Below are 20,860 nucleotides of genomic sequence, written 5' to 3'. Positions count from 1 at the left end.
CGCGCGCGCGGTGCTCGAACGCGCCCAGGCCGCCGCGCCGGGCGAGCCGAACCTCGCGCTCGCCACCGCCTCCGTCCTGCTCGCGGCGAACGAGGCGGCGAAGGCGGCAGCGATCCTTGACGCAGAGCCGCTGAAGGCGCGGCGCCGCGGTACGCCGGTGCTGCAACTCCTGGCAGAAGCCCGCGCCGCGCAGGGCCAGTGGGCAGAGGCGGAGGCCGCAAGCCGCACCGCGCTCGCAGAGGAACCGGAGAACGTTTCCATTCGCCAGCAGCTTGCCGCGCTGATGCTGCGCGCCGGCAATGCGCGTGGGGCCGAGACACTGCTCCAGGTCGGCCTCAACGCGCAGCCGGGCAGCGCGGTGCTGCTGCAGACCATGGTCCAGGTCATCCGCCAGGACCGTGGCCTCGACCCGGCACTGGAGGCCGCCGACAGGCTGGCGCGCGCGCCCGGCACGCGTCCGGCCTCGCTCGTGCTGCGCGGGGACCTGCTGCTCGGCGCGAACCGGGCCGAGGACGCGGCACGTGCCTTCGCCGCGGCTTCGGCGGATGCGCCGTCGCAGGCGCTTGCGCTGCGCGAGGCCACTGCCTGGCAGGTGGCCGGCAAGCCGGAGGAAGCGGCCAGGGCGCTCACGGCATGGCTCGCGCGCGAGCCGAATGACGTTGCCGCTGCCTCGCAGCTCTCCCAGACCGAGATCATGCTCGGCCGGGTCGCTGATGCGGAACGCCGCCTTGTCGGCATCGTCGCCGCCGCGCCGGAGGATGCGACGTCGCTGAACAACCTTGCCTGGCTGATGCAGGCGCGGACGGATGGGACGACGCCCGCGGGCAAGGCGACGCTTGCTGAGGCGCGGCTGCTTGCCGAGCGGGCGTACTATCTCAGCCCCTCGCCCGAGACCTCCGACACGCTCGGCTGGATCCTCGCGAAGGAGGGCCAGACCGAGGTGGCGGTGCCGTTGCTGCGCCAGGCCGCGGCGGCGACGGTCGCGCGCCAGCGGGCAGACCCGGCGATGTTCTATCGCCTCGCCTATGCGCTGCGCGCCGCCGGTCAACGCGACGAGGCGCTGCGCATCATCGAGCCGGTGGTGGCGGCCGACGTGCAGTTCCCCGAGCGCGCCGACGCGGAAAAGCTGCTCGCCGCACTGCGCGCCGGCGGCTGAACGGCAGCGGCGGCGGGAGAGAGGCGGATGCGCGACCTCGCGCTGGTCGGCGTGCTGATCCCTCTGCTCGCGCTCGCGGTCGCGCGCCCTTTCGTCGGCGTGCTGATGTGGTCGTGGATCTCGTTCATGAACCCGCACCGCGAGGTCTATGGGTTCGCCCAGACGATGCCATGGGCGATGGTGACGTTTCTCGTTACCATCTTCGGCTGCATCGTCGCGCGCGAGCCGAAGCGGCTGGCGCTCAATAGCGTGACGCTCCTTCTGATGGCCTTCGCAGGATGGATCACCTTCACGTCGCTCGTCGCGATCGGGCCGTCGCAGACGGTCTGGAAGGAGTGGGACCGCACGATCAAGGTGATTGCCGGCCTGCTGCTCACGGCCTCGCTGCTGACGGAGCGGCGGCGCGTCGATGCGCTCGTCTGGCTGATGGTGATCGCGATCGGCTTCTACGGCGTCAAGGGCGGCATCTTCACGGTGATGACGGGCGGCGGATTCATCGTGCTTGGCCCGCCCAACACGATGATCTTCGACCGGAACCATCTCGCCGTCGCGCTGCTCGTGACGCTGCCGCTGATGAATTACCTGCGCATGCAGGCGCGGCATGTGCTGGTCCGGCATGGGCTTCTGGTCGCGATGGTCTCGACGCTGGGTGCGGCGATCGGCAGCCAGTCGCGCGGTGCGCTCGTTGCGCTCATCGCCACGGGCGGCATGTTCTGGCTGCGCAGCAAGGGCAAGATCGTCTCCGGCATCGCGATGCTGGCGGTGATCGCCGCGGTTATCGCCTTCATGCCGGACAGCTGGGTCGAGCGAATGAACTCGATTCAGAACTACGAGGAAGACGGGTCCGCGATGGGCCGTATCACGATCTGGCTCGCGGCCTTATCGCTGGCCGTGGCACGACCGCTGACCGGCGGCGGGTTCCGCGCCATCTACAGCCAGACCGTCGTCGACCAGGTCGCCATCGGCACGAAGGCGCGGGCGACGCACAGCATCTGGTTCGAGGCGATGGCAGACCATGGCTTCGTGGGCTTCGCCATCTGGGCCGGGATCATCGCCGCAGGGCTCTGGTCGGCGCATCGCATCTGCCGGATGACGAAGGACAGGCCCGACCTGCTCTGGGCCAACCAGCTCGCGCGCATGAGCCAGACCGCCGCTGTCGCCTACATGTCGGGCGGCAGCTTCCTGTCGCTCAGCTACTGGGATTTCTCGTGGACCCTGATGGTGATCCTCGGAGCGACCCATGCGCTCGTGGCCGCCGCGCAACCCGCAGCGATCGCGCGCGCCGCGGCAGCACAGCAAGCCTCATGGCAGGCGCAGCCTTCCGGCAGGGTCAGGCCGGCCGGGACGCGGGCATGACGACGGGAGACAGCACATGCAGGGCCTATACTACATGGCCATGCTCATCGGCGTGGCTTGGCTCGCGGTCTGGTCCATCCTGCCGCCTGAACAGCGGCGGAAGGGCTGGTGGCCCTTCGACATGCGCGACAGCGACGCGCCGGAGCTGACCGATGCAGTCCCCGCCACAGATGACGGACGATCGCGCCGCGCCACCGGCCGAGACCCTGGGCGCGATCAGGGGCGTGACGCTGCCGCCACTCAGGCTGCTGACGTTCAGCACGCTCTACCCAAACCCGGCCCAGCCCAATCATGGCGTGTTCGTCGAGAACAGGCTCAGGCATCTCGTCGCGACGGGTGAGGCGGAGAGCACGGTGCTCGCCCCCGTGCCGTGGTTCCCCGGCCGCACCCCGCCGCGGCGCGCCGTGCCGGTAGCGGAACGACGCCACGGGCTTGCCGTTCATCATCCCCGCTACCTCGCCCTCCCAGGGCTCGGCATGGCGACCAATCCGATGCTGCTGTACCGAGCAGCGCGCGCCGCACTCGACGGGCTGATGCGCCAGGGCCTTGCCGTCAACCTGATCGACGGCCACTATCTTTACCCCGACGGCATCGCCGCCGTCTGGCTCGCACGCGATCTGGGCCTGCCCGTCGTCCTCACCGCACGCGGCTCCGACACCAGCCAGCTGCCGCATTACCGCCTGCCGGGGCTGTTGATCCGCGAGGCGATCGCGCAGGCCGACGCGCTGATCGCCGTCTCTGCGGCCCTTGGCGAAGGGCTTGTCGCGCTCGGCGCGGCGCCAGGCAAGGTCACGGTCCTGCGCAACGGCGTCGACCTCGCGCTGTTCCGCCCGGTGGCGGACCGTGCCGCGCTGCGCGAGACGCTCGGGTTCACCGGACCGACCCTGCTGTCTATCGGCCACCTGATCGAGCGCAAGCGCCACCACCTGGTCATCGAAGCGCTGCGGCACCTGCCGGAGCATCGCCTGCTGATCATCGGCGAGGGCCCGGAACGCGCAGCGCTCGAGGCGCGCGCGCAGGAATGGGGCGTGTCGCCGCGGGTGCGGTTCGCCGGCGCCGTGCCGCACCGAGAGTTGCCGCGCTACTACACCGCGGCCGACGTGATGGTGCTCGCCTCCTCGCGGGAGGGGTGGGCGAACGTGCTGCTGGAGGCGATGGGCTGCGGAACGCCCGTGGTTGCCACCCCGGCCTGGGGGTCGCGCGAGGCGGTTGCCGCCCCCGAGGCCGGCATCGTCGTCGATGATGCGACAGCGGAGGCGATCGCGGCCGCGGTGCGCCACCTCTGTGAAAACCCGCCTGATCGGGTGGCGACGGCCGCGTACGCCGCACAGTTCAGCTGGGATGAAACCTCGGCCGGGCAGCTCGCGCTGTTCCGGCGCGTTCTGAAGGAGCGTGGACCGTGACCGACGCCGCCTTCTCACGCCGATCCGCCGGCCGGTTTGTCATCGCGAGCGTCGTCGCCGGTTGTGCCGGCCCGGCGCACGCACAGCAGGGCGTCGTGGTTGCCCCCGCCCTGCCCTGTGCGACCCACCGCGATGACATTGTCTCGCTGCTGCTCGACGGCTCCGGGGCCTCGGCGGGAACGGTCGTCACCTTTGGCCAGGTGTTCCGGAAGGGTGACCTGCCCCGCGGCGCGAGTCTGACTGCGCGGCGTGCGACGGCCCAGGCGCTGCCGGTGCAGGCTGACGTAAAGACACGCCACGCTGACGGGTCCGCACGGTTCGCGGTGGTGTGCCTTGCGGCACCGGCACTGCGCAGCGGCGAGCGCCTCGGCGTCGTGCTCGGGCGCGGTGCGGCGGCCGAGGCCGCGCCGCTCGACATCGTCGCGGCCGCCACGGGCCGTTCGGCGATCGTCGAGATCACGCCCGTCGGCGGCGGCGAGGCGTGGCAAACCGATCTGCTGCTGCGACTGCAGGACGCAATCGTGTTGCACCGCGGCGAGGCACCTTGGCAATCGGGGCCGCTCGCGGTGGAGGGGCGCGTGCGGCTGAAGGTCCCGGCCGCGGCGCTGGGACCGGACGCGGCTGAGATGCGCCTTGTCGCCGATGTGGCGCTCAGGTCCGACGGGACGCTCCGCTGCGCGGTATGGCTGCGCAACGATATCGCGATGACGCGCTCCGGCGGGGCGGCGCATTACAGGATGCGGCTGCTGCTCGACGGCCGTCTCGTGCTCGAGAGCGACGAGGTCAGGCAGTTCCAGTACCAGGCCTGGGGGCGGACACGGGGCGTCGCGCGCGGCGGCCGCGAGGTTGCGGCGCCGTTCGTGCGCCACGATGCACGCTATCTCGGCGAGACGGGCGCCGTGCCGCGCTACGACATCGCGGTCGGCGTCGAGGAGGCGCTGCTCGCGCGGATGGCGGCAGCCATGGCCCACCGCGACTGGCAAGCGCCGATGCACCCGCGCGGGATCACCCAGTACATGCCGCAGACAGGCGGGCGCGGCGATATCGGGCCAGCGACGGTGTGGCAGGCGGCGTGGCTGGTCAGCGGCGATCCGCGGGCGGCGGCGCACGCGATCGGTCAAGCAGAGGCGGCCGGCGCAGTGCCGTGGCACTTCTGGGACGATGCCAACAATACCTGGCTCGGCACCGCGAAGTACCCGAGGCTCTGGACCGACCCGCGGGGCGGTACGGGACGGCCGGGCGACGCACGCGCGACCGGGCTCACGCAGCAGCGGCCCGGCAGGGATGTGACCGGCTGGACACCCGATCAGGCACACACGCCCGACCTGTCGTCGGTGCCCTACATGCTGACGGGCGAGCGCTGGATGCTGGATAACCTCCAGGCCCAGGCCTCGGCCGCCGTGATGGGAACGTTTCCCGAAACCCGTTTCGACGGCGGAGGCATCGTCGTCAACGGCCAGCAGGTGCGCGCATCGGCGTGGAACCTGCGCCAGGTTGAGAACGCAGCGTGGCTGAGCCCGGACGGCAGCGCAGAGCAGGCCTATTTCGAGACCGTCTCGCAGAAGAACTGGGACTGGCTGATCTCGCAGGTCCCGGCGTGGACCGCTCAGCAGGGCGAGGTCCATGGCTGGGTTCCAGGCCTGAACAGCGATGGCACGCTCCGGCCATGGCAGCAGGACTATTTCGCCTCCATCACCATCCTGATGACACAGCGCGGGCGCCCCGAGGCGGCCCGGTTCCTGCGCTGGCAATCAAACTTCCTGCTCGGCAGGTTCCGCAACGAGCCCGGCGGCTTCAAGCAGGGCTTCGGGGTCGGATACACCATCGCGATGGCCCCGCCAAACAATCCCCGCGGCGCTCCGGTGTTCCAGACATGGGCACACGTTGCCGAGGCGACCAACGAGCGCAACCTCGTGCGCAGCGAATGGGGGACCGGCAACTACAACCAGCTGGCGCTGGCCACGCTCGCGGGCATGGTTTCGGCGCTCCAGTCGCAGGAGGCAGCGAGCCTCTTCGCCGAACTCTCACGGCGGGGCCTGCGCGGCACGGCGGCATCGGACTACCGGAAGGAGCCGACGTTCAATGTAACGCCGCCCGGCGTCTCGCGCGCAGGACCGGGCGAGGCACGCTGCACGCCGTCGCGCCCGCCGGGTTGACGAAGAGCCTGCCCATGCGCGCGTTCATCAAGCGAATACTGCACCGGATCGGGCTTGCGCGGGCCCTGCACCGCATGCGCAACTGCGATGTGCTGACAGTGGCGATGTTCCATCGCGTGCTGCCGCCGGACGATCCTCGCTTCGCCGGCGCGAACCCGACCTATACGGTCAGCCTCGCTGACTTCGAGCGCATCCTCGATCTCTTCGCGCGGCTCTACACGGTCGTCGACCTCGCGGCGGTCGAGCGTGCGGCCCACGGCGGCGCGCGACTGCCACCCTGCCCGCTCCTGATCACCTTCGACGACGGCTGGCGCGACAATGCCGAGTTCGCTCTCCCCGCGCTCGAGGCGCGTGGCATGGCGGCGGTGCTCTTCGTCGCCAGCGGCTTCATCGGCGACGCGCGCGGCTTCTGGCAGGAGCGGGTGTATGACGCCGTGGCCACCCGCCAAGGCGATGCCGAGGCCAATGCGCGGATCGCGGCACTCGCGGCCGCGGGCAGGGATGCGCGGGAGGCGGCGCTTGCTGCGCTCGATGAGCGCCCGCTCCCGCGCGCGATGGCCGATGCGACCGAGCTCGCGTCGCTTGCGGCAGGCGGCGTCGCCATCGGCGGCCACGGCCACAGCCACACGCCGCTGACCGAGGTGGACGATGCCGGCGCGGAGCTCACCGCTTGCCGCGCCGCGCTGGCAGCCCTTGGCCTTGGCGACGAGCGACCATCCTTCTCCTTTCCGCATGGGCGCTTCGATGCTGGCCTCGTCGCGGCCGCGCAGCGGGCCGGGTTCGGCCTCTGCTTCACCAGCGCGGCCGAGGTCACGCCCGTCGCTGCGCTGGCGCGGCCGGAGGGAATCGGCCGCATCTCCATCGAGGTGCCGCATCATGGCCCGCGCCCCGGGCTCGACATTGCCGGTCTTGCCTTTTCGCTCATCACTCGCCCGCACAGTGTGGCCTGATGTCGAACCGCCCCGCTCTTGCGGCAGAGGTGAAGCCCCCTGCCGCGCTCGACCCGCACGAGCGTGCCGCCTGGGCCGATGCCCAGGCGGCAACGCCGCATCTCCGCCGTGCCTTCTTCACGGCCGGGTTCGCCCGCGCCTGCGGCGAGGCCTGGCCCAGCGCGCGCGTGGCCGTGTTCCGGGAGAGCGGGGAGATCGCGGCATTCTTCCCCTTCCAGTTCGCCGGCCCGTGGGAGCGTCGGATGGGTCTCGCCGAGCGCATCGGCGGGAGCATGTCGGACCATGCGGGGGTGATCGCGCGGCCCGGGTTTCGTATCGCCCCTGATGTGCTGCTGTGGAAGGCCGGCATCGGGGCGATGTTCGTCGATCACCTGACGGAGGGGCAGGAGGCATTCGGCCTCTCCACCGAGGAGGCGCGCCCGGGCCACGTGATCGACCTCGCCGCCGGCCCGGCCGCGTATTTCGCTGCCCTGGGCGCGGCGAACAAGGGCTTCCTGGCCGACACGGAACGCCGCATGCGCCGGCTCGAGAAGGAGTACGGTGCGGCGCGCTTCACGTTCACCGACCAACCGTCCTGGGGGGACGTGCAGTCCCTCATTGAGGTCAAGCGGGCGCAGTATGCGCGGACCGGCGTCGGCGACAGCTTCGCCGATCCGGCGAAACTTGCGCTGGTCCGCGCCCTCGTCACCGCCGCCGACCCCGATTGCCGGCCGGTGCTGACGACGCTTGCCGCCGGCGGGCGTGTGCTGGCGCGTCATCTCGGCCTGCTGCACGCGGGGCACCTCAGCTACTGGTTCCCGGTCTATGACCCGGAGGCGCAGAAGGTGTCGCCAGGGCGAATGCTGCTGTGGGAGACGATCCGCGCCGCGGACCGCCACGGCGTGACCTGGATCGACCGTGGCGAGGGCGACAACCAGGCGAAGCAGGATTTCTCGACCGGCGTGCAGCAGTTCGGCCGCGCGCGGTGGCGTGCGGGCGGCGTGCGTGGCTTCGCTGCCGACGCGTTCCAGCGGGTGCGCTGGAGGCTGGCGGAATGAGTGCCGCCGACGAGCCGGCGCAGCTCGGCCGCGCGATGGTGCGTGGCTCGGCGTGGATGATCGCCAGCCGCTGGGTGCTTCGGCTCATCGGGCTCGTCAGCACCGTCGTGCTTGCCCGCGTGCTGACGCCGGCCGATTTCGGCCTCGTCGCGATGGCGATGCTAGTTGTTGGTGCGGTCGAAGTCTTCGGCCAGACCGGGCAGAGTCACGCGCTGCTTCGAATGGTCGAACCGACGCGCCAGCACTATGACACAGCGTGGACGTTCAGCGTGCTGATTGGTGCAGGTGTCGCGCTCATACTCGCGTTCGCCGCGCCGGTTGCGGCTGCATTGTTCGATGAGTCCCGCGTCGAGACGCTCCTCTGGTGCCTTGCGCTGAGGCCCCTGATGGCGGGACTTCAGAACGTCGGGATCGTGGACCTGCAGAGGGCTCTTGATTTCCGCCGCGACCAGGAGATCGTTGTCATCAGCAAGGTCGCTGGATTCCTTGTGACGATTCCCTTGGCAGTCATTGCACAGAGCTATTGGGCGCTCGTGGTCGGCATCCTTGCCCAAGGCCTTGCCCAACTCGCTCTTGGATACCGGTACTCAGCATACCGCCCACGCTTCAGCCTTGCCTGCGCACGGGAGCTTTGGTCGTTCTCGGCGTGGACGCTGGTCATCCACATCAACATGTACTTCGCTGCCAAGGCCGACGAAGCCGTCGTTGGTGTCTCGCTCGGCGCCGCGTCGATGGGTAAGTATGCCATTGCAGGAGAACTCGCGAGCCTTCCGACCCAGGAACTCGTTGCCCCGGCAGCACGACCTCTCTATGCCGTCTACTCGCGCCTGGTGGGTGATCTGGACGGAATGCGCGGTCATTACCTGACGGCGCTGTCATTCGTCGCGATGCTGGCGGCACCGGTCAGTACCGGGGTCGCACTAGTCGGGGGGGATGCCGTGCGCGTTGTCCTGGGCGTTCAGTGGATCGAGGCAGCGCCGCTGATGCCATGGCTCGCCCTTTCTGCCGGTGCCTTCGGCATTTCGGGGACTGCGTCGACAGTGCTCCTCGCGGCCGGCCACGCGCGCGTCAACGCGCTGCGCGGGGCCCTTTTCGTCGCCCTCCTGATCCCGACCGCCTGGCTTGGCGTCGTCATGCGCGGCCTGGAGGGCGCTGCCATGGCCCGTCTCGCGGCCACGCTGACGATCATGCCGATCATCTTCCTGCTTCTGGTTCGCCGGCTCCACATCCCGCCCCGGGCACTTGCCAATGCACTCTGGCGACCGCTCCTCGCGGCAGGATTGATGGCGGGAGCGGTCACGATTGCCCATCCGGTCATGCCTGCGCTGCCGCCCCTGAGGCTTGCATTGGAGGCAGTCTTGGGTGCGGTAGTCTATGGCGCCGCGCTCGGGGCGGGCTGGTGGCTTGCGGGACGACCCGATGGGCCAGAGCGGACTGTCCTGGAGGCAGCCCGGCGCGTCCCGGCCCTGAGAGGCCTGATGCCGTGACGGACACGCACCAAAGGGATGGAAGATGACCGAGATCCTCCTGTACCTGGCAGTGCCGGCAGCAAGTGAGCACGTACCGTTCGCGCGCAGCCCGAAGGGCCGCGTGCGTTCCGCGGTGATGCAGCTGGCCGATCGTGCACGCTGGCGGCTCCTCCGCGACTGGTGCGTCACGTTCGACAGCTGGTGCCGCTTCGAGCACAGCAACAAGGGAGACGCGGCGATCCGAGCCGCGATCCGCGAACAGGTCGGCAGTGTCGTCTCCAATCCGCGCTTCATCGAGGTGGAGTGGGGGCGGCTCGACGCCTCGCATGTCGCCCGGCTGAACGCATCGCAGGGGCTCTTCGTGCTCGCCGGGAGCGGCTATCTGCATTTCGGTCGCGACGACAGCATCGCGCCGCGCGTCGTGGCCGACCTTGCGCTGATGGAGCAGATCACCTGTCCGCGCATCGCATACGGCATCGGCGTCAACCAGTTCCGCGGCGATGGCACGCTTCGCCCCTTCGACCCGGCAGGCATGCCGGAACAGACGCGCGAGACACTGCCACGACTGGCTGGGATGCTCGACATCGTTTCTGTACGTGACCGCACGACGGAGGCGCTGCTTGCGTCCCTCGCACCAGGCCGCGTTCACCTGACGGGGGATCCGGCCCTTTTCCTGGCGCCCCGGCTGCGCCAGGCCAGCCTCGCCGACGCGCCACCGCTTGTCGGCCTCAACTTCGCCCTTCACGGCCCGGAGTCGGCACGTAGCTTTCCGCAACGGATGCGGTGGATCGTTCCATTCGTCCGCGGGCTTCGCGACACATGGGGCTGCCGGTTCCGCTACATGATTCACAGTGACGTCGAACGGGTGTTCCCGCTGATCCTTCGCGGAGAGGGGATCGAGGTTGAGGTCGTCGACGGCGATGTCGATGCGCTGACGGAGGGTTATGCGGGCATTGACCTCCACATCTGTCAGATGCTGCATTCGAGTATCCTTTCGCTGGGCGCCGGGGTACCCACGCTGAACATCGGCTACGACGCGAAGAACCTCGAGTTCTTCTCGCTTATGGGAGTCCCCGAGTATTGTGTGGCGCCACGCGACGCAGCGGTCGAGCATCTGCTGTCGCTTGCGAACCAGCTGCGCAAGGCAGCCGGGGCCTTCGCCGAGACAGTCGCGGTCCGGAAGGCAAAGCTGGCGGCGAGCAAGGATGCCTGCCTTGATGCGATCCGTGCGGTCGTCGATGCGCAGAACACCCATGCGTGACCCCATCACATGCAGGTGACCGGAGGGCGGAGTGGTTCGGCGCGCGCGAGCGTGCACGACGATGGGTTCAGCACTGTCGAGCGAACCGTTGTCGCAGGCGGCTACTGTGTGGGGTGCGGCGCCTGCGCAGCCATGTCAGCAGGCGCACTCACCATGAAGCTGGATGAGCTCGGGACGTATCGCCCGGTTCGCACGACGGACGCGGCGATCTCAGGCGACATGGAGCCAATCTGTCCGTTCGCCGACAAGGCACGCGATGAGACAGCGATCGGTGACTCGCTCTTCGGCAGTTCCGCGCCGCACGATTCCCGGATCGGCCGGTACCACGCCCTCTATGCCGGACACGTGGCAACCGCGGAATTTCGCCTCCGCGGAAGTTCGGGCGGATTCGGCTCATGGCTGCCCGCGAATCTGATCAAGTCGGGCATCGTCGATGCCGTGCTGCATGTGAAGCCACTCGCGCCGGCGTCGGAGGGGGGGCGTCCGCTGTTCGGCTTCCAGCTGTCGCGCGACGCTTCAGAGATCCAGGCTGGTGCGAAGTCACGATACTACCCGGTCGAGTTCTCCGAACTGCGCGAGCTTCTCGCCGCGACGCCGGGCCGCGTTGCCGTTGTCGGGCTGCCCTGTTTCATCAAGGCTCTTCGCCTGATGGCGCTTGCAGACCCTTCGATCGGCGATCGGATCGCGGTGACGATCGGGCTTGTCTGCGGCCACCTGAAGTCGACCCGCTTCGCCGACTATCTCGCCTGGCAGGGCGGCATCGCACCGGGCACGCTCCGCGCCATAGACTTCAGACACAAGCTGCCGGGTCGAGCGGCGATGGACTATGGAGTACGAGCCATCGGGCCGGACGGCACACCTGTCGATCTCCCGATGCGTTCCCTGTTCGGGCATCAGTGGGGATATGGTCTCTTCAAGCTCCAAGCCTGTGACTTCTGCGACGATGTGTTGGCTGAGACGGCCGACATCACGATCGGCGATGCCTGGATCCCGCCCTATGAATCGGACCCCGCGGGGACGAACATCGTCGTCGTGCGACGGCCAGACCTCGTTGGCATCATCGAGGAAGCACGGACGACGGGCGAGATCATGCTCGATCCCCTCGATGCGGACGCGGTCGGACACTCGCAGGCCGGCGGGCTCCGGCATCGGCGCCAGGGGCTAGCGGTTCGTCTTGCCGAGAAGGATCGGAACGGGGAGTGGCGGCCGCAAAAGCGCATTGCGGCGGCACCGGACCTGCGAGGGCGGTTCGCCAAAATGCACCTCCACCGCATGTCCGTCAGCGCAGAAAGTCACGTGGCGTTCGCCGAGGCATTGGCACGCCGCAAAGCCGATTATTTTGCCCAGCGGATGGGTCCGTTGATGCGGCGACTGGACAGACTTTCTCGATCGCCTTTTCAGAACGTGATGCGATCGCCGGTTGCCATGGCCCTGGCCCGCCTGACACCCGCCATCCTGAAACGCCTTCTGCGCCGTCTCGCCGGAAGGCGGGGGCGCTAGGCATCGAGACCTTGTGAGAGGGCAGGAATCGGCAGCCGCAGCGTCGCACCCGCCACGTGAACCCTTTATGCAGATGATGCAGAGGACGATGACAGGCTTGCATCGCAGCGGGCAGGATGCAGCCCATGAGGAGGTCAGGCGGCAGGAGGGTTCGCGATGCGTGGCATGATGCGGCTGGCCAACCCATCGCATCCATCCGCGACTGGCGGCATCCGTGCGTCCACGACAGGCTGACGATGAACCACGCCCCCACCACGACAGCAGCGGACCATGCCGCGGCGCCCGCCTCCGGCGCGCCGGCGCCGAAGGTCAGCGTCGTCATCCCCGCCTACCGGGCGGCTGACCTGCTCGGCATCGCCATCGGCTCGGTCGCGCGGCAGACCTTCCGTGACCTCGAGGTGATCGTCGTCGACGATGCGAGCCCCGATGACACCGAGGAAGTCGCTCGCCGGCTGCTCGCCGAACACGCGCTCGCCCACACCGTGGTGCGGCAGGCAGTCAACAGCGGGCCCTCGGCTGCGCGCAACCGGGGCGTGGCGCTGGCCCGCGGCGAATACGTCGCCTTCCTCGATGCCGATGACGAGTGGCTGCCCGAGAAGCTCGCCCGCCAGGTCGCGTTGATGGACGCGGATCCGGCAATGACGCTCTGCGGCTGCCAGGCCGACTGGGTGGACATCAATGGCAACCTGATCCGCCCCCTCTACGAGCACCTGCCCGACAGGCTCGACGACGGCTGGAAGCTGCTGTTCTGGAACTGCTACGTCGCCACCCCCTGCGCGATGGCGCGGCGGCTCGACCTCGGCATCGCCCCGTTCGACACGAAGCTGCGCGTCGGCGAGGACCGTGACCTGTGGATCAGGCTCGCCAGCAACGGGTGCGTCGGGCTCGTGCCCGAGAAGCAGGTGGTGATACGCACCTCGCCCGGCAGCTTCATGGCGCGGAACGCGACGCTGGTGCTCGAGGATACGCTGCCGATGATCCGACGCCACATCGTCGCGTTCTCCGACACGCTGCCGCTGCGCACGCGCATGCGCGCGATCGGCATGCTGCACAGCCAGATCGGCAAGAGCCTCGACAATGTGCCGGGGCACTACCTCACCAGCGTCTCGCACCTCGCCCGCGCCTTCGTCCTTGGCTACCGGCCGTTCGACAGCCTGCGTCACATCGTGCTGACGGCCCCGCTCGTCCGGTCCGTGAAGGAGCGTGTCAAGGCGTGGCTGCTGAAGCCGGCCTAGGGGCGAGCCCCATGAACACCCACCTGCCCTTCAGCCTTGCCTCGACGCGGTCCTTCGACCGCCCCGTGCTCAGCGTCGTGCTCGACACGGAGGAGGAGTTCGACTGGTCGGCGCCGTTTTCGCGCCGCAACCGAGGCGTCAGCGGGCTCGACCACCTGCATCGCGGGCAGACGATCTTCCGCCGCTACGGGCTGAGGCCTGCCTACCTGATCGACCATCCGATCGTCACCGCGCCGCGCGCGGCCGAGGTGTTCGGGCCATGGCTCGCCGCTGGGGAGTGCATCGTTGGTGCGCAGCTCCACCCTTGGGTGACGCCGCCCTACGAGGAGGTGGTCTGCCCGTTCAACTCCTTTCCGTGCAACCTCAGCGCCGACCTCGAGCGCCGTAAGCTCGCGACCCTGACGGAGGTGATCACGGCAACGCTCGGCATTGCCCCGCGCGTCTACAAGGCAGGGCGCTACGGCCTCGACATCGGCCGCCAGGAGATGCTCACCGCGCTCGGCTACACGGTCGACACCTCGGTGATGCCGTTCCGCGACTTCTCCGGCCTCGCCGGCGGGCCGAACTTCTTCGGCTTTCCAGACCAGCCCTTCTGGTTCGGGCAGGGCAGCGACGCTGGCGAACGCCGCATCCTTTATTTGCCGGTGAACCAGTCCCTGGTCGGACCGCTGCGCTTCCTCCGCGACATGGGGGCTGACCGGAAGATCTTCGGCCCGCTCTCCACGCGCCTGCGCCTGCCTGGGCTGCTAGCACGGCTGCACCTGCTCGAACGCATCATGCTCACGCCCGAAGGCGTCGAGTTCGAGGAGATGCGCCGGCTGGTGGATGCGCAGATCGCCGATGGGCGGATGGTGTTCACCCTCTCGCTGCACAGCCCGTCCTTCATGCTGGGCGGAACACCTTACACGCGCACCGTGGCGGAACTCGACGGCCTGCTCGCGACGATCGAGCGGTTCCTCGACTATTTCTTCCGTGACCTCGGCGGCGTCGCGACCGACCCGCTCAGCCTGCGCGACAGGCTGATCGAGGCGGGAAGCTAACGGCCTACCGCCCCCTCGATCTGGCGGCCGATGATCGGCAGGTCGATCGTGATCGTCACCGGCCGCGGCCTGACCTCGCCGACGATGCGGTAGAGGCGCAGCTCCTCGTCCTCCACCGGAACGTTGGCGCGAACCGGGATGCGGGCGACTTCCTCGAAGCCGGGACCGTCGAGCACGCGCTGCAGCCGCGCCATGGCGGCGAGGTCGGTCCAGAAGTCGCGCTGCGCGACTACCACCGAGACGCCAAGGTCACGGATGCGGGCGAGGATCTCCTCCTCCGTGTCGTCGCGCTGGCCGACGCCGAGCTCGCGCCGCACCGCGACGGTGAGCAGCAGCTTGTCGGCCCGCACCGTGTAGAGGTCCGGCCTCTCCGCCACCGTGCGCATGCTGAAGACGAAGCTGCCGTCGCGCTTGCCCGAGAACAGCACGACCGAGTCGCGCGGGGCGACGGCAGCGGCGCGCCGCGCCGCCTCCTCGTAGCCGTCGACGCGCGGCACGGCATGTACGGCAACGGTGACAGCGATCAGGGCAGCACCAGCGGCCGCAGCGACGGCAGGCCCGCGCGCCCCCGCCACCTTGCCCGCGAGCCACACGAGGGCAGCCGCGATCCAGATCGCCATGGGAACGAGCAGGATCACCCCGTGCCGCGCCTCCTTCAGCTCGATGAACGAGAGGGCGAGGTAGGAGACGACGACCCAGACGACGAGCATCAGCCGCTCGCCCGGCCGCCAGGTGCCTTCGCGCCGGCCGAACATCAGCCCGAGGCCGAGCGCGGACAGAGCGAGCGGCAGCCAGCCGAGCATCCCGGGAAGCTCGCGCGCGTACCAGATCCACCCCGCGAGGGTGCGGCGCGAGGCGGCGGTATCGGCAATGGCAACCACCGACTGCACGTTGGCCTGGCCGAACTGCAGCGTCAGCGCCACGAGCGGCAGCAGGCCAACGACGAAGGCGAGTGCGGCGAGCCACACGCGCCGCTCGGCCAGCATCGCCACGCCGCGCGACCTAAGCAGCATGAGAGCGAGTGCTGGGATGGCGAACACCATGCTGACCTTGGTGTAGAGGGCGGCGAGCAGGAAAGCCGCCGCGAGCCAGAGCGCTGCCGTGCCGCCGCCGCGCGCATGCCGCGTCGCGAACACCGCTGCCCAGACCAGCCAGCAGAGGGCGGGGATCTCGAGCATGAGCTGCCGGCCCCACAGCGCGATCTCGGGCAGGCCGAGCAGCACCAGCGCCGCTGCCAGCGCACCGATCGGCGGCAGCCAGGCAAGTGCCAGCGCGTACATGCCGACGCCGAGGCCAAGCAGGTGCAGCGCCACCATGGCCTGCGCCACGACGTGGCTTTCGCCGAACAGCAGGAAGGCCGGCGCGCTCACGGCGTAGAACAGCGGCGGATAGAACAGGATGGTCAGCGCCGGATACTGCGCGTACCACCCGAAGGCGAAGCCCTTCGGGTCGGCCAGCGGACGCTCCACCAGCACGTCCTTCACGAAGATGCCGTTCAGCCCGTGCCGCGGCGCATCGCTCCACCAGAACGCGCCATCCAGCGGCGAGGTCGCGAACAGAACAGCGACCGCCAGCGCGATGGCCAGAACAGCGATGATGTTGTGGGTAGCGTATACCGGGGCGGCGGAAGGTGTGGCGTACATCATGGCTGCCCCATAGAGGAAAAAACTTACGTTTTCATCATCCGCGTGTGGATGATACTGGCCGTTGCTCCAACCTGGCATTCCAATCACCCATGCGCGCACCCTGATGCAGAACGATGCCGCCATCCCCCTCGCGGTCGACCTCGATGGCACCCTGGTGCAGGGCGACACGCTGTATGAGCTGTTCTTCGCCTGCCTCCGCCGCCGGCCGCTCGCGCTGCTGCTCGTGCCGCTCTGGCTGCTCGAGGGCAAGGCCGGGCTGAAGCGCCGGCTCGCCGAGGCGGTCGACGCGCGCGGCCTCGTGCTGCTCTACCACGCCCCGGTGCTTGCCTGGCTCAGGCAGCAGCACGCGGCCGGGCGGCGCATCATCCTCGCCACCGCCGCCGACCGCTCCGTCGCCGATGCGGTGGCGGCGGAGCTTGGCCTGTTCGAGAGCGTGCTGGCGACGGAAGGCGGCCACAACCTGCGGGGCCGCGCGAAGGCCGATGCGCTGGTCGCGCGCTTCGGCCTCAACGGCTTCGACTATGCGGGCAACGACCGCCATGATCTGCCGGTCTGGCGCGTCGCGCGGCAGGCCATCGTCGTGGCACCCGAGGGGGCGTCGATCGTCGCGCGCACGCGCGCCGAGGCACGCGACGTCGTGCACATCGCCGTCGCCGGCACCTCGGTGCGCGCGGTGCTGAAGGCGATGCGGCCGCACCAATGGGCCAAGAACGTTCTCGTGTTCGTTCCCGTCGTCGCGGCGCATCGCTTCACCGAGATCCCGCTGCTGGTGGAAGCGACGGCAGCGTTCATCGCGATGGGCCTCGTCGCCTCGGCCGGCTACGTCGCCAATGACCTGCTCGACCTGCAGGCCGACCGCGCGCATCCGCGCAAGAGGAACCGCCCGCTGGCCTCCGGCGCGCTCGCCGTGCCGCACGGGCCGTTGCTCGGGGCGGCGCTGTTGGCCGCCGGGCTCGGCATCGCCGCCGCCGTCTCGGTCGCGCTCGCCCTCTGGGTGCTGGTCTATCTCTGCCTCACCTTCGCCTACTCGCTCTGGCTGAAGCAGAAGGTGCTGATCGACGTCTTCGTCCTCGCCGGTCTCTACACCCACCGCATCCTCGCCGGGGCGATCGCGACGCTGATCGCGCCGTCGTTCTGGCTGCTGTCGCTGTCGATGTTCTTCTTCCTCAGCCTGGCGATGCTGAAGCGCTATTCCGAGCTGATCGACCTCGCCCGCGCCGCGGCCGAACGCGGCGTGGCGGTGAAGGCGCGCGGCTACCGGGCAGAGGACACCGAGACGCTCGTCAGCCTCGGCGCGGCGAGCGGCTTCTCGGCCGTGTTCGTGCTCGCCCTCTACATCGACAGCCCGAACGTGCGCGCGCTGTACCAGACGCCCGAGATCTTCTGGCTCTGGTGCCCGCTGCTGCTCTACTGGCTGAGCCGCATGTGGGTCGGCGCCCGCCGCGGCGTGATCGATGACGATCCCCTCGTCTTCGCGCTGCGCGACCGGATCAGCGTGCTCGTGCTGGTGCTGATGGTGCTGTTCGCTGCACTTGCCGCCGTGGTCGACCTGCGCTGCCTCATCGCCGGGCGATGCTGATAGCGCTCAGCGGACCGTCCCCGGCCCTTCCAGCGGCACCACCCGGCCCGTGAGCGCGTTGGCCCTGAGCGTCGCGGGGGCGTCGGCGAGGTTGCGGACGAACACGGTGCCGCGTGGCATAAGGTTCTCGAACCGGTTGCCCTCGATGGTGAGCGTCGTCGTCGGATGGCGGATGCCCTCGGCGCCGATCACCACCGAGGCGCTCATGTTGCCCGCCCGCGGTCCCTTGCGGATGGTGCTGCGCGCAAGCACGAGGTCACCGCCATTGGGAATGTCGATCTGGTAGGACGCGGTCTCGTCCGGCCCGTCGAGGATCGCCGTGTCGGTGATCTCGGTGCGCCGGGCGCGCGACTTCACGTGGTGGCACACCCGCGTCGCCTCGAAGCGCGAGCGGCGGATGGCCAGCAGCGCCAGCGTGTTGGCGTAGAGGCCGTGGGCGCACTCGCCGATCAGCGCGCCGTTGCGGAGGAACAGGCTGTCCTCGATCACCACCGTCGCGTCGGGGATGTTGAGCGCGGTGAGGATGCCGTTCTGGTTCTCCTCGAACCGCGCGTGGCGGATCGTCAGGTCACCGCCCTCGGCGCGGATGCCGGCACCGTTGCCGGGTGGGGCGACGGCGCCGGTGAAGGTGAGGCCGGTGATGGTGACGCGCGGTGCGGCGACGACGAACAGCGCCTTGCCTTGGCATACCGGCCCGGTGATGACGACGGCCCCGCCTTCCGCCTCGATCGTGAGGTCAGGTTGCCGCCAGACGGCGCAGTCGACGTAGCGGCCGGCGCGGATGACGATGCGGTCGCCAGGCCGTGCGGCCGCCGCGGCAGCGCTTGGGGCGGCAAAACGCTCCCCCGGGCCGACGCGCAGCGTGTCGGCGGCGAAAGCCGAGGGGGCAAGAAGTGCTGGGAGGAGGAACCAGGCCGCCGCGGTGACGCGGCTCACCCGCCGATCCACGTCCTGAACCACGCCACGAATCGCGGGATGCCGACGTCGATCGGCGTCTTCGGGTCGAAGCCGAAATCCTCTCGCGCGCGGGTGATGTCGGCATAGGTCTCGGGCACGTCGGCGCGCGGCGTCGGCTTGTTGTCGATCACCGCCTGGCGGCCCAGCGCCTGCTCGATCAACGCGATGTAGCGGCTGAGCAGTTCCGAGCGGTGGTTGCCGAGGTTGTACACGCGATGCGGCGGCCCGCCGGGCAGGTCAGGCCGCGCGGCCACTGCCGGCCCGGCATCGAGGCAGCCGAGCAGGCCGGCGACGATGTCGTCGACATAGGTGAAGTCGCGCTTCAGCTTCCCCTCGCCGTACACCGTGATCGGCCTGCCCTCGACGATCGCCTTGGCGAACAGGAAGGCCGCCATGTCGGGCCGACCCCAGGGGCCGTAGACGGTAAAGAAGCGCAAGCCCGTGGCGGGAATTCCATAAAGGTGGGCGTAGGAGGCGGCCGTCAGCTCCGCCCCTCGTTTGGTCGCGGCATAGAGGCTGAACGGACGCTCCACCGGGTCGGTCTCGCTGAAGGGCAGCTTGGTGTTGCCGCCGTAGACCGAGGACGAGGAGGCATAGAGCACATGCGACAGCCGCTTGAGCCGCCGCGCGAGCTCGAGGATCGCCACCTGGCCCATCGCGTTCGCATCGATATAGGCCCAGGGGTTCACCTCGGCGTAGCGCACCCCTGCCTGGGCGGCGAGGTGGACGATGCGGTCGATCGCAGGAAAGCGGTCGGCCAGCGCCAGCACCGCCTCATGGTCGGCGAGGTCGCCGCGCACCATCACGAAGCCCGGCTCGGTGGCGAGCACGGCGAGGCGGGCCTCCTTCAGCGTGGGGTCGTAGTAGTCGTTCACGCTGTCGAAGCCGACCACGCGCTCGCCGCGGGCGAGCAGGACGCGGGCGAGGTGGAAGCCGATGAAGCCGGCCGTGCCGGTGATCAGGATCGTCATGGCGCGGACCATCGCCGCAGGCGGGCGATGGCGCAAGACGGATCGCACGGGTCACGGTCGCGCGAACCAACCGTCTGGACGGTTGCCTCCCGACCGGCTGGACGGTATGGGACGGTCATGCTCAGTCCCAGGGACCGCGAAGATACCCGCTCACGCCTGCTCGCCGCCGCCGAGACCATCGTCGCCGAGCGCGGGGTCGGCGCGCTCACCCTTGATGCCGTCGCAGCCGCGGCGGGCGTCTCCAAGGGCGGCCTCCTGCACCACTACCGATCGAAGGAGGCGCTGCTCACCGCCATCGTCACCCGCATGGCCGAGGAGATGCGCGCGGTGTTCGACATGCTCTACGCCGCAGAGCCGCCGGGGCCGGGCCGTGCCGCGCGGGCGGGCCTCGTCTGGGCCTTCCACAAGCCGCCCGAGCGCGAGGCGCGCGACCTGCGGATCGCCGCCGCACTGCTCGCCGCCCACGCGCACGACCCGGCGCTGATCGACCCCATCCGCGCCGAGCATGCGCACATCCGTGCGCTGATGATGGATGACGGCCTTCCGCCTGCCCGCGCGATGCTGCTGATGACGGCCGCCGACGGGCTGTTCCTCGCCAAAGTGTTCTCGCTGTGGGAACCGAGCGAGGCACTCGCCCGCGACATGGAGGCGACGATGCGGGCGCTGACCGTGCCGTGAAGCGCGTCCTTGCCATCGCCGCGGCAGCGCTCGTTGCCGTCCCTCTCGCCGGGCTGCTCGTGATCGGCGAGCCAATCGAGTGGGGCGGCACGGCTGATGCCCGTGCCCAGGCGCCGCCGGCGAACCAGGCGCCGCAGGCGACCTCCGGCGTCGGCGCACTCGGGCGTGTCGAGCCCGAGAGCCGCATCCGCCGTGTCACCCGCGCTGCCGGGGCAGAGGGCGTGCGCGTGCTCGCCAACGCCGTGCACGAGGGCGATGAGGTCGAGGCTGGCGCGCTGCTCGCCACGTTCGATGACCTGCCGAAGAAGGAGGCCGCCCTCGCGCAGGCGGCGGCCAACCACAGGCTTGCCGCCGCCCGCCTCGCCAAGCTGATGGCCGGCGGGCGTGACACCGAGATCGCCGCGGCCCGCGCCCGCATCGACGCCGCGGCCGCTGCTGAGGAAGGCGCGCGCCGCGAGGCCGATCG

General features: G+C 69.7%; 16 protein-coding genes and 1 pseudogene. 14 read left to right on the top strand and 3 right to left on the bottom strand.

Annotation, left to right across the window (positions count from 1 at the left end; all coding sequences use genetic code 11):
- The 11 genes from Q0C38_RS21875 to Q0C38_RS21825 all read left to right on the top strand — a co-directional run.
- On the top strand, positions 1-1,156 hold a 1,156-nt coding region (locus tag Q0C38_RS21875; RefSeq protein ID WP_291299259.1), incomplete at its 5' end, for a tetratricopeptide repeat protein.
- 27 nt (positions 1,157-1,183) lie between these two features.
- Positions 1,184-2,512, top strand: coding sequence for a putative O-glycosylation ligase, exosortase A system-associated (locus Q0C38_RS21870; RefSeq protein ID WP_291299258.1), 1,329 nt, complete (start codon positions 1,184-1,186; stop codon positions 2,510-2,512).
- A 170-nt stretch (positions 2,513-2,682) separates the two neighbouring features.
- Positions 2,683-3,915, top strand: coding sequence for a glycosyltransferase family 4 protein (locus Q0C38_RS21865; protein ID WP_291299257.1), 1,233 nt, complete (start codon positions 2,683-2,685; stop codon positions 3,913-3,915).
- The gene (locus Q0C38_RS21860; RefSeq protein WP_291299256.1) at positions 3,912-6,071 is read left to right on the top strand and encodes a hypothetical protein; all 2,160 of its coding nucleotides are present in this window, start codon (positions 3,912-3,914) and stop codon (positions 6,069-6,071) included. The genes Q0C38_RS21865 and Q0C38_RS21860 overlap by 4 nt, the downstream gene beginning before the upstream one ends.
- Positions 6,072-6,085: 14 nt before the next feature.
- Positions 6,086-7,021, top strand: coding sequence for a polysaccharide deacetylase family protein (locus tag Q0C38_RS21855; RefSeq protein WP_291299255.1), 936 nt, complete (start codon positions 6,086-6,088; stop codon positions 7,019-7,021).
- On the top strand, positions 7,021-8,058 hold the full coding sequence (locus tag Q0C38_RS21850) for a GNAT family N-acetyltransferase (protein WP_291299254.1): 1,038 nt from the start codon (positions 7,021-7,023) through the stop codon (positions 8,056-8,058). Before Q0C38_RS21855 ends, Q0C38_RS21850 begins: the two co-directional genes overlap by 1 nt.
- Positions 8,055-9,545: a lipopolysaccharide biosynthesis protein gene (locus Q0C38_RS21845; RefSeq protein WP_291299253.1), complete on the top strand. Its 1,491-nt coding sequence runs from the start codon at positions 8,055-8,057 to the stop codon at positions 9,543-9,545. The genes Q0C38_RS21850 and Q0C38_RS21845 overlap by 4 nt, the downstream gene beginning before the upstream one ends.
- Positions 9,546-9,570: 25 nt before the next feature.
- Entirely contained in the window at positions 9,571-10,788 is a 1,218-nt protein-coding gene (locus tag Q0C38_RS21840) for a polysaccharide pyruvyl transferase family protein (protein WP_291299252.1), read from the top strand.
- 9 nt (positions 10,789-10,797) lie between these two features.
- Positions 10,798-12,288: a Coenzyme F420 hydrogenase/dehydrogenase, beta subunit C-terminal domain gene (locus tag Q0C38_RS21835; protein ID WP_291299251.1), complete on the top strand. Its 1,491-nt coding sequence runs from the start codon at positions 10,798-10,800 to the stop codon at positions 12,286-12,288.
- A gap of 236 nt (positions 12,289-12,524) precedes the next feature.
- Entirely contained in the window at positions 12,525-13,523 is a 999-nt protein-coding gene (locus Q0C38_RS21830) for a glycosyltransferase family 2 protein (RefSeq protein WP_291299250.1), read from the top strand.
- 11 nt (positions 13,524-13,534) lie between these two features.
- Entirely contained in the window at positions 13,535-14,563 is a 1,029-nt protein-coding gene (locus Q0C38_RS21825) for a polysaccharide deacetylase family protein (RefSeq protein ID WP_291299249.1), read from the top strand.
- Here the strand turns inward: Q0C38_RS21825 and Q0C38_RS21820 are convergent.
- Entirely contained in the window at positions 14,560-16,209 is a 1,650-nt protein-coding gene (locus Q0C38_RS21820; protein ID WP_291299248.1) for a glycosyltransferase family 39 protein, read from the bottom strand. The two genes, Q0C38_RS21825 and Q0C38_RS21820, sit on opposite strands and share 4 nt — an antisense overlap.
- Before the next feature lie 103 nt (positions 16,210-16,312).
- Between Q0C38_RS21820 and Q0C38_RS21815 the strand changes: the two genes are divergently transcribed.
- The gene (locus Q0C38_RS21815) at positions 16,313-17,788 is read left to right on the top strand and encodes a UbiA family prenyltransferase (RefSeq protein WP_291299247.1); all 1,476 of its coding nucleotides are present in this window, start codon (positions 16,313-16,315) and stop codon (positions 17,786-17,788) included.
- Between the two features lie 6 nt (positions 17,789-17,794).
- Here the strand turns inward: Q0C38_RS21815 and Q0C38_RS21810 are convergent, their stop codons facing one another.
- Together Q0C38_RS21810 and Q0C38_RS21805 are read right to left on the bottom strand one after the other, a co-directional pair.
- A complete protein-coding gene (locus Q0C38_RS21810) occupies positions 17,795-18,724 on the bottom strand; it encodes a hypothetical protein (protein WP_291299246.1) in 930 nt (309 codons plus the stop codon).
- Positions 18,721-19,716 (bottom strand): NAD-dependent epimerase/dehydratase family protein, encoded by a 996-nt coding sequence (locus Q0C38_RS21805; RefSeq protein WP_291299245.1) that lies wholly within the window; start codon positions 19,714-19,716, stop codon positions 18,721-18,723. Before Q0C38_RS21805 ends, Q0C38_RS21810 begins: the two co-directional genes overlap by 4 nt.
- A gap of 117 nt (positions 19,717-19,833) precedes the next feature.
- On the opposite strand from Q0C38_RS21805, the gene Q0C38_RS21800 reads away from it, so the two are divergent.
- Positions 19,834-20,394 (top strand): TetR/AcrR family transcriptional regulator, encoded by a 561-nt coding sequence (locus Q0C38_RS21800; protein ID WP_291299244.1) that lies wholly within the window; start codon positions 19,834-19,836, stop codon positions 20,392-20,394.
- A pseudogene (locus Q0C38_RS21795) lies at positions 20,391-20,860 on the top strand (hypothetical protein); the annotation flags it as partial. The gene Q0C38_RS21800 and the pseudogene Q0C38_RS21795, both read left to right, overlap by 4 nt.

The organism is Elioraea sp. (genome assembly GCF_022842375.1).
In the GTDB taxonomy this organism is placed as follows: Bacteria; Pseudomonadota; Alphaproteobacteria; order Acetobacterales; family Acetobacteraceae; genus Elioraea_A.
The sequence above is the reverse complement of the archived record's forward strand: the minus strand, read 5'-3'. Positions and strand labels throughout refer to the sequence as shown.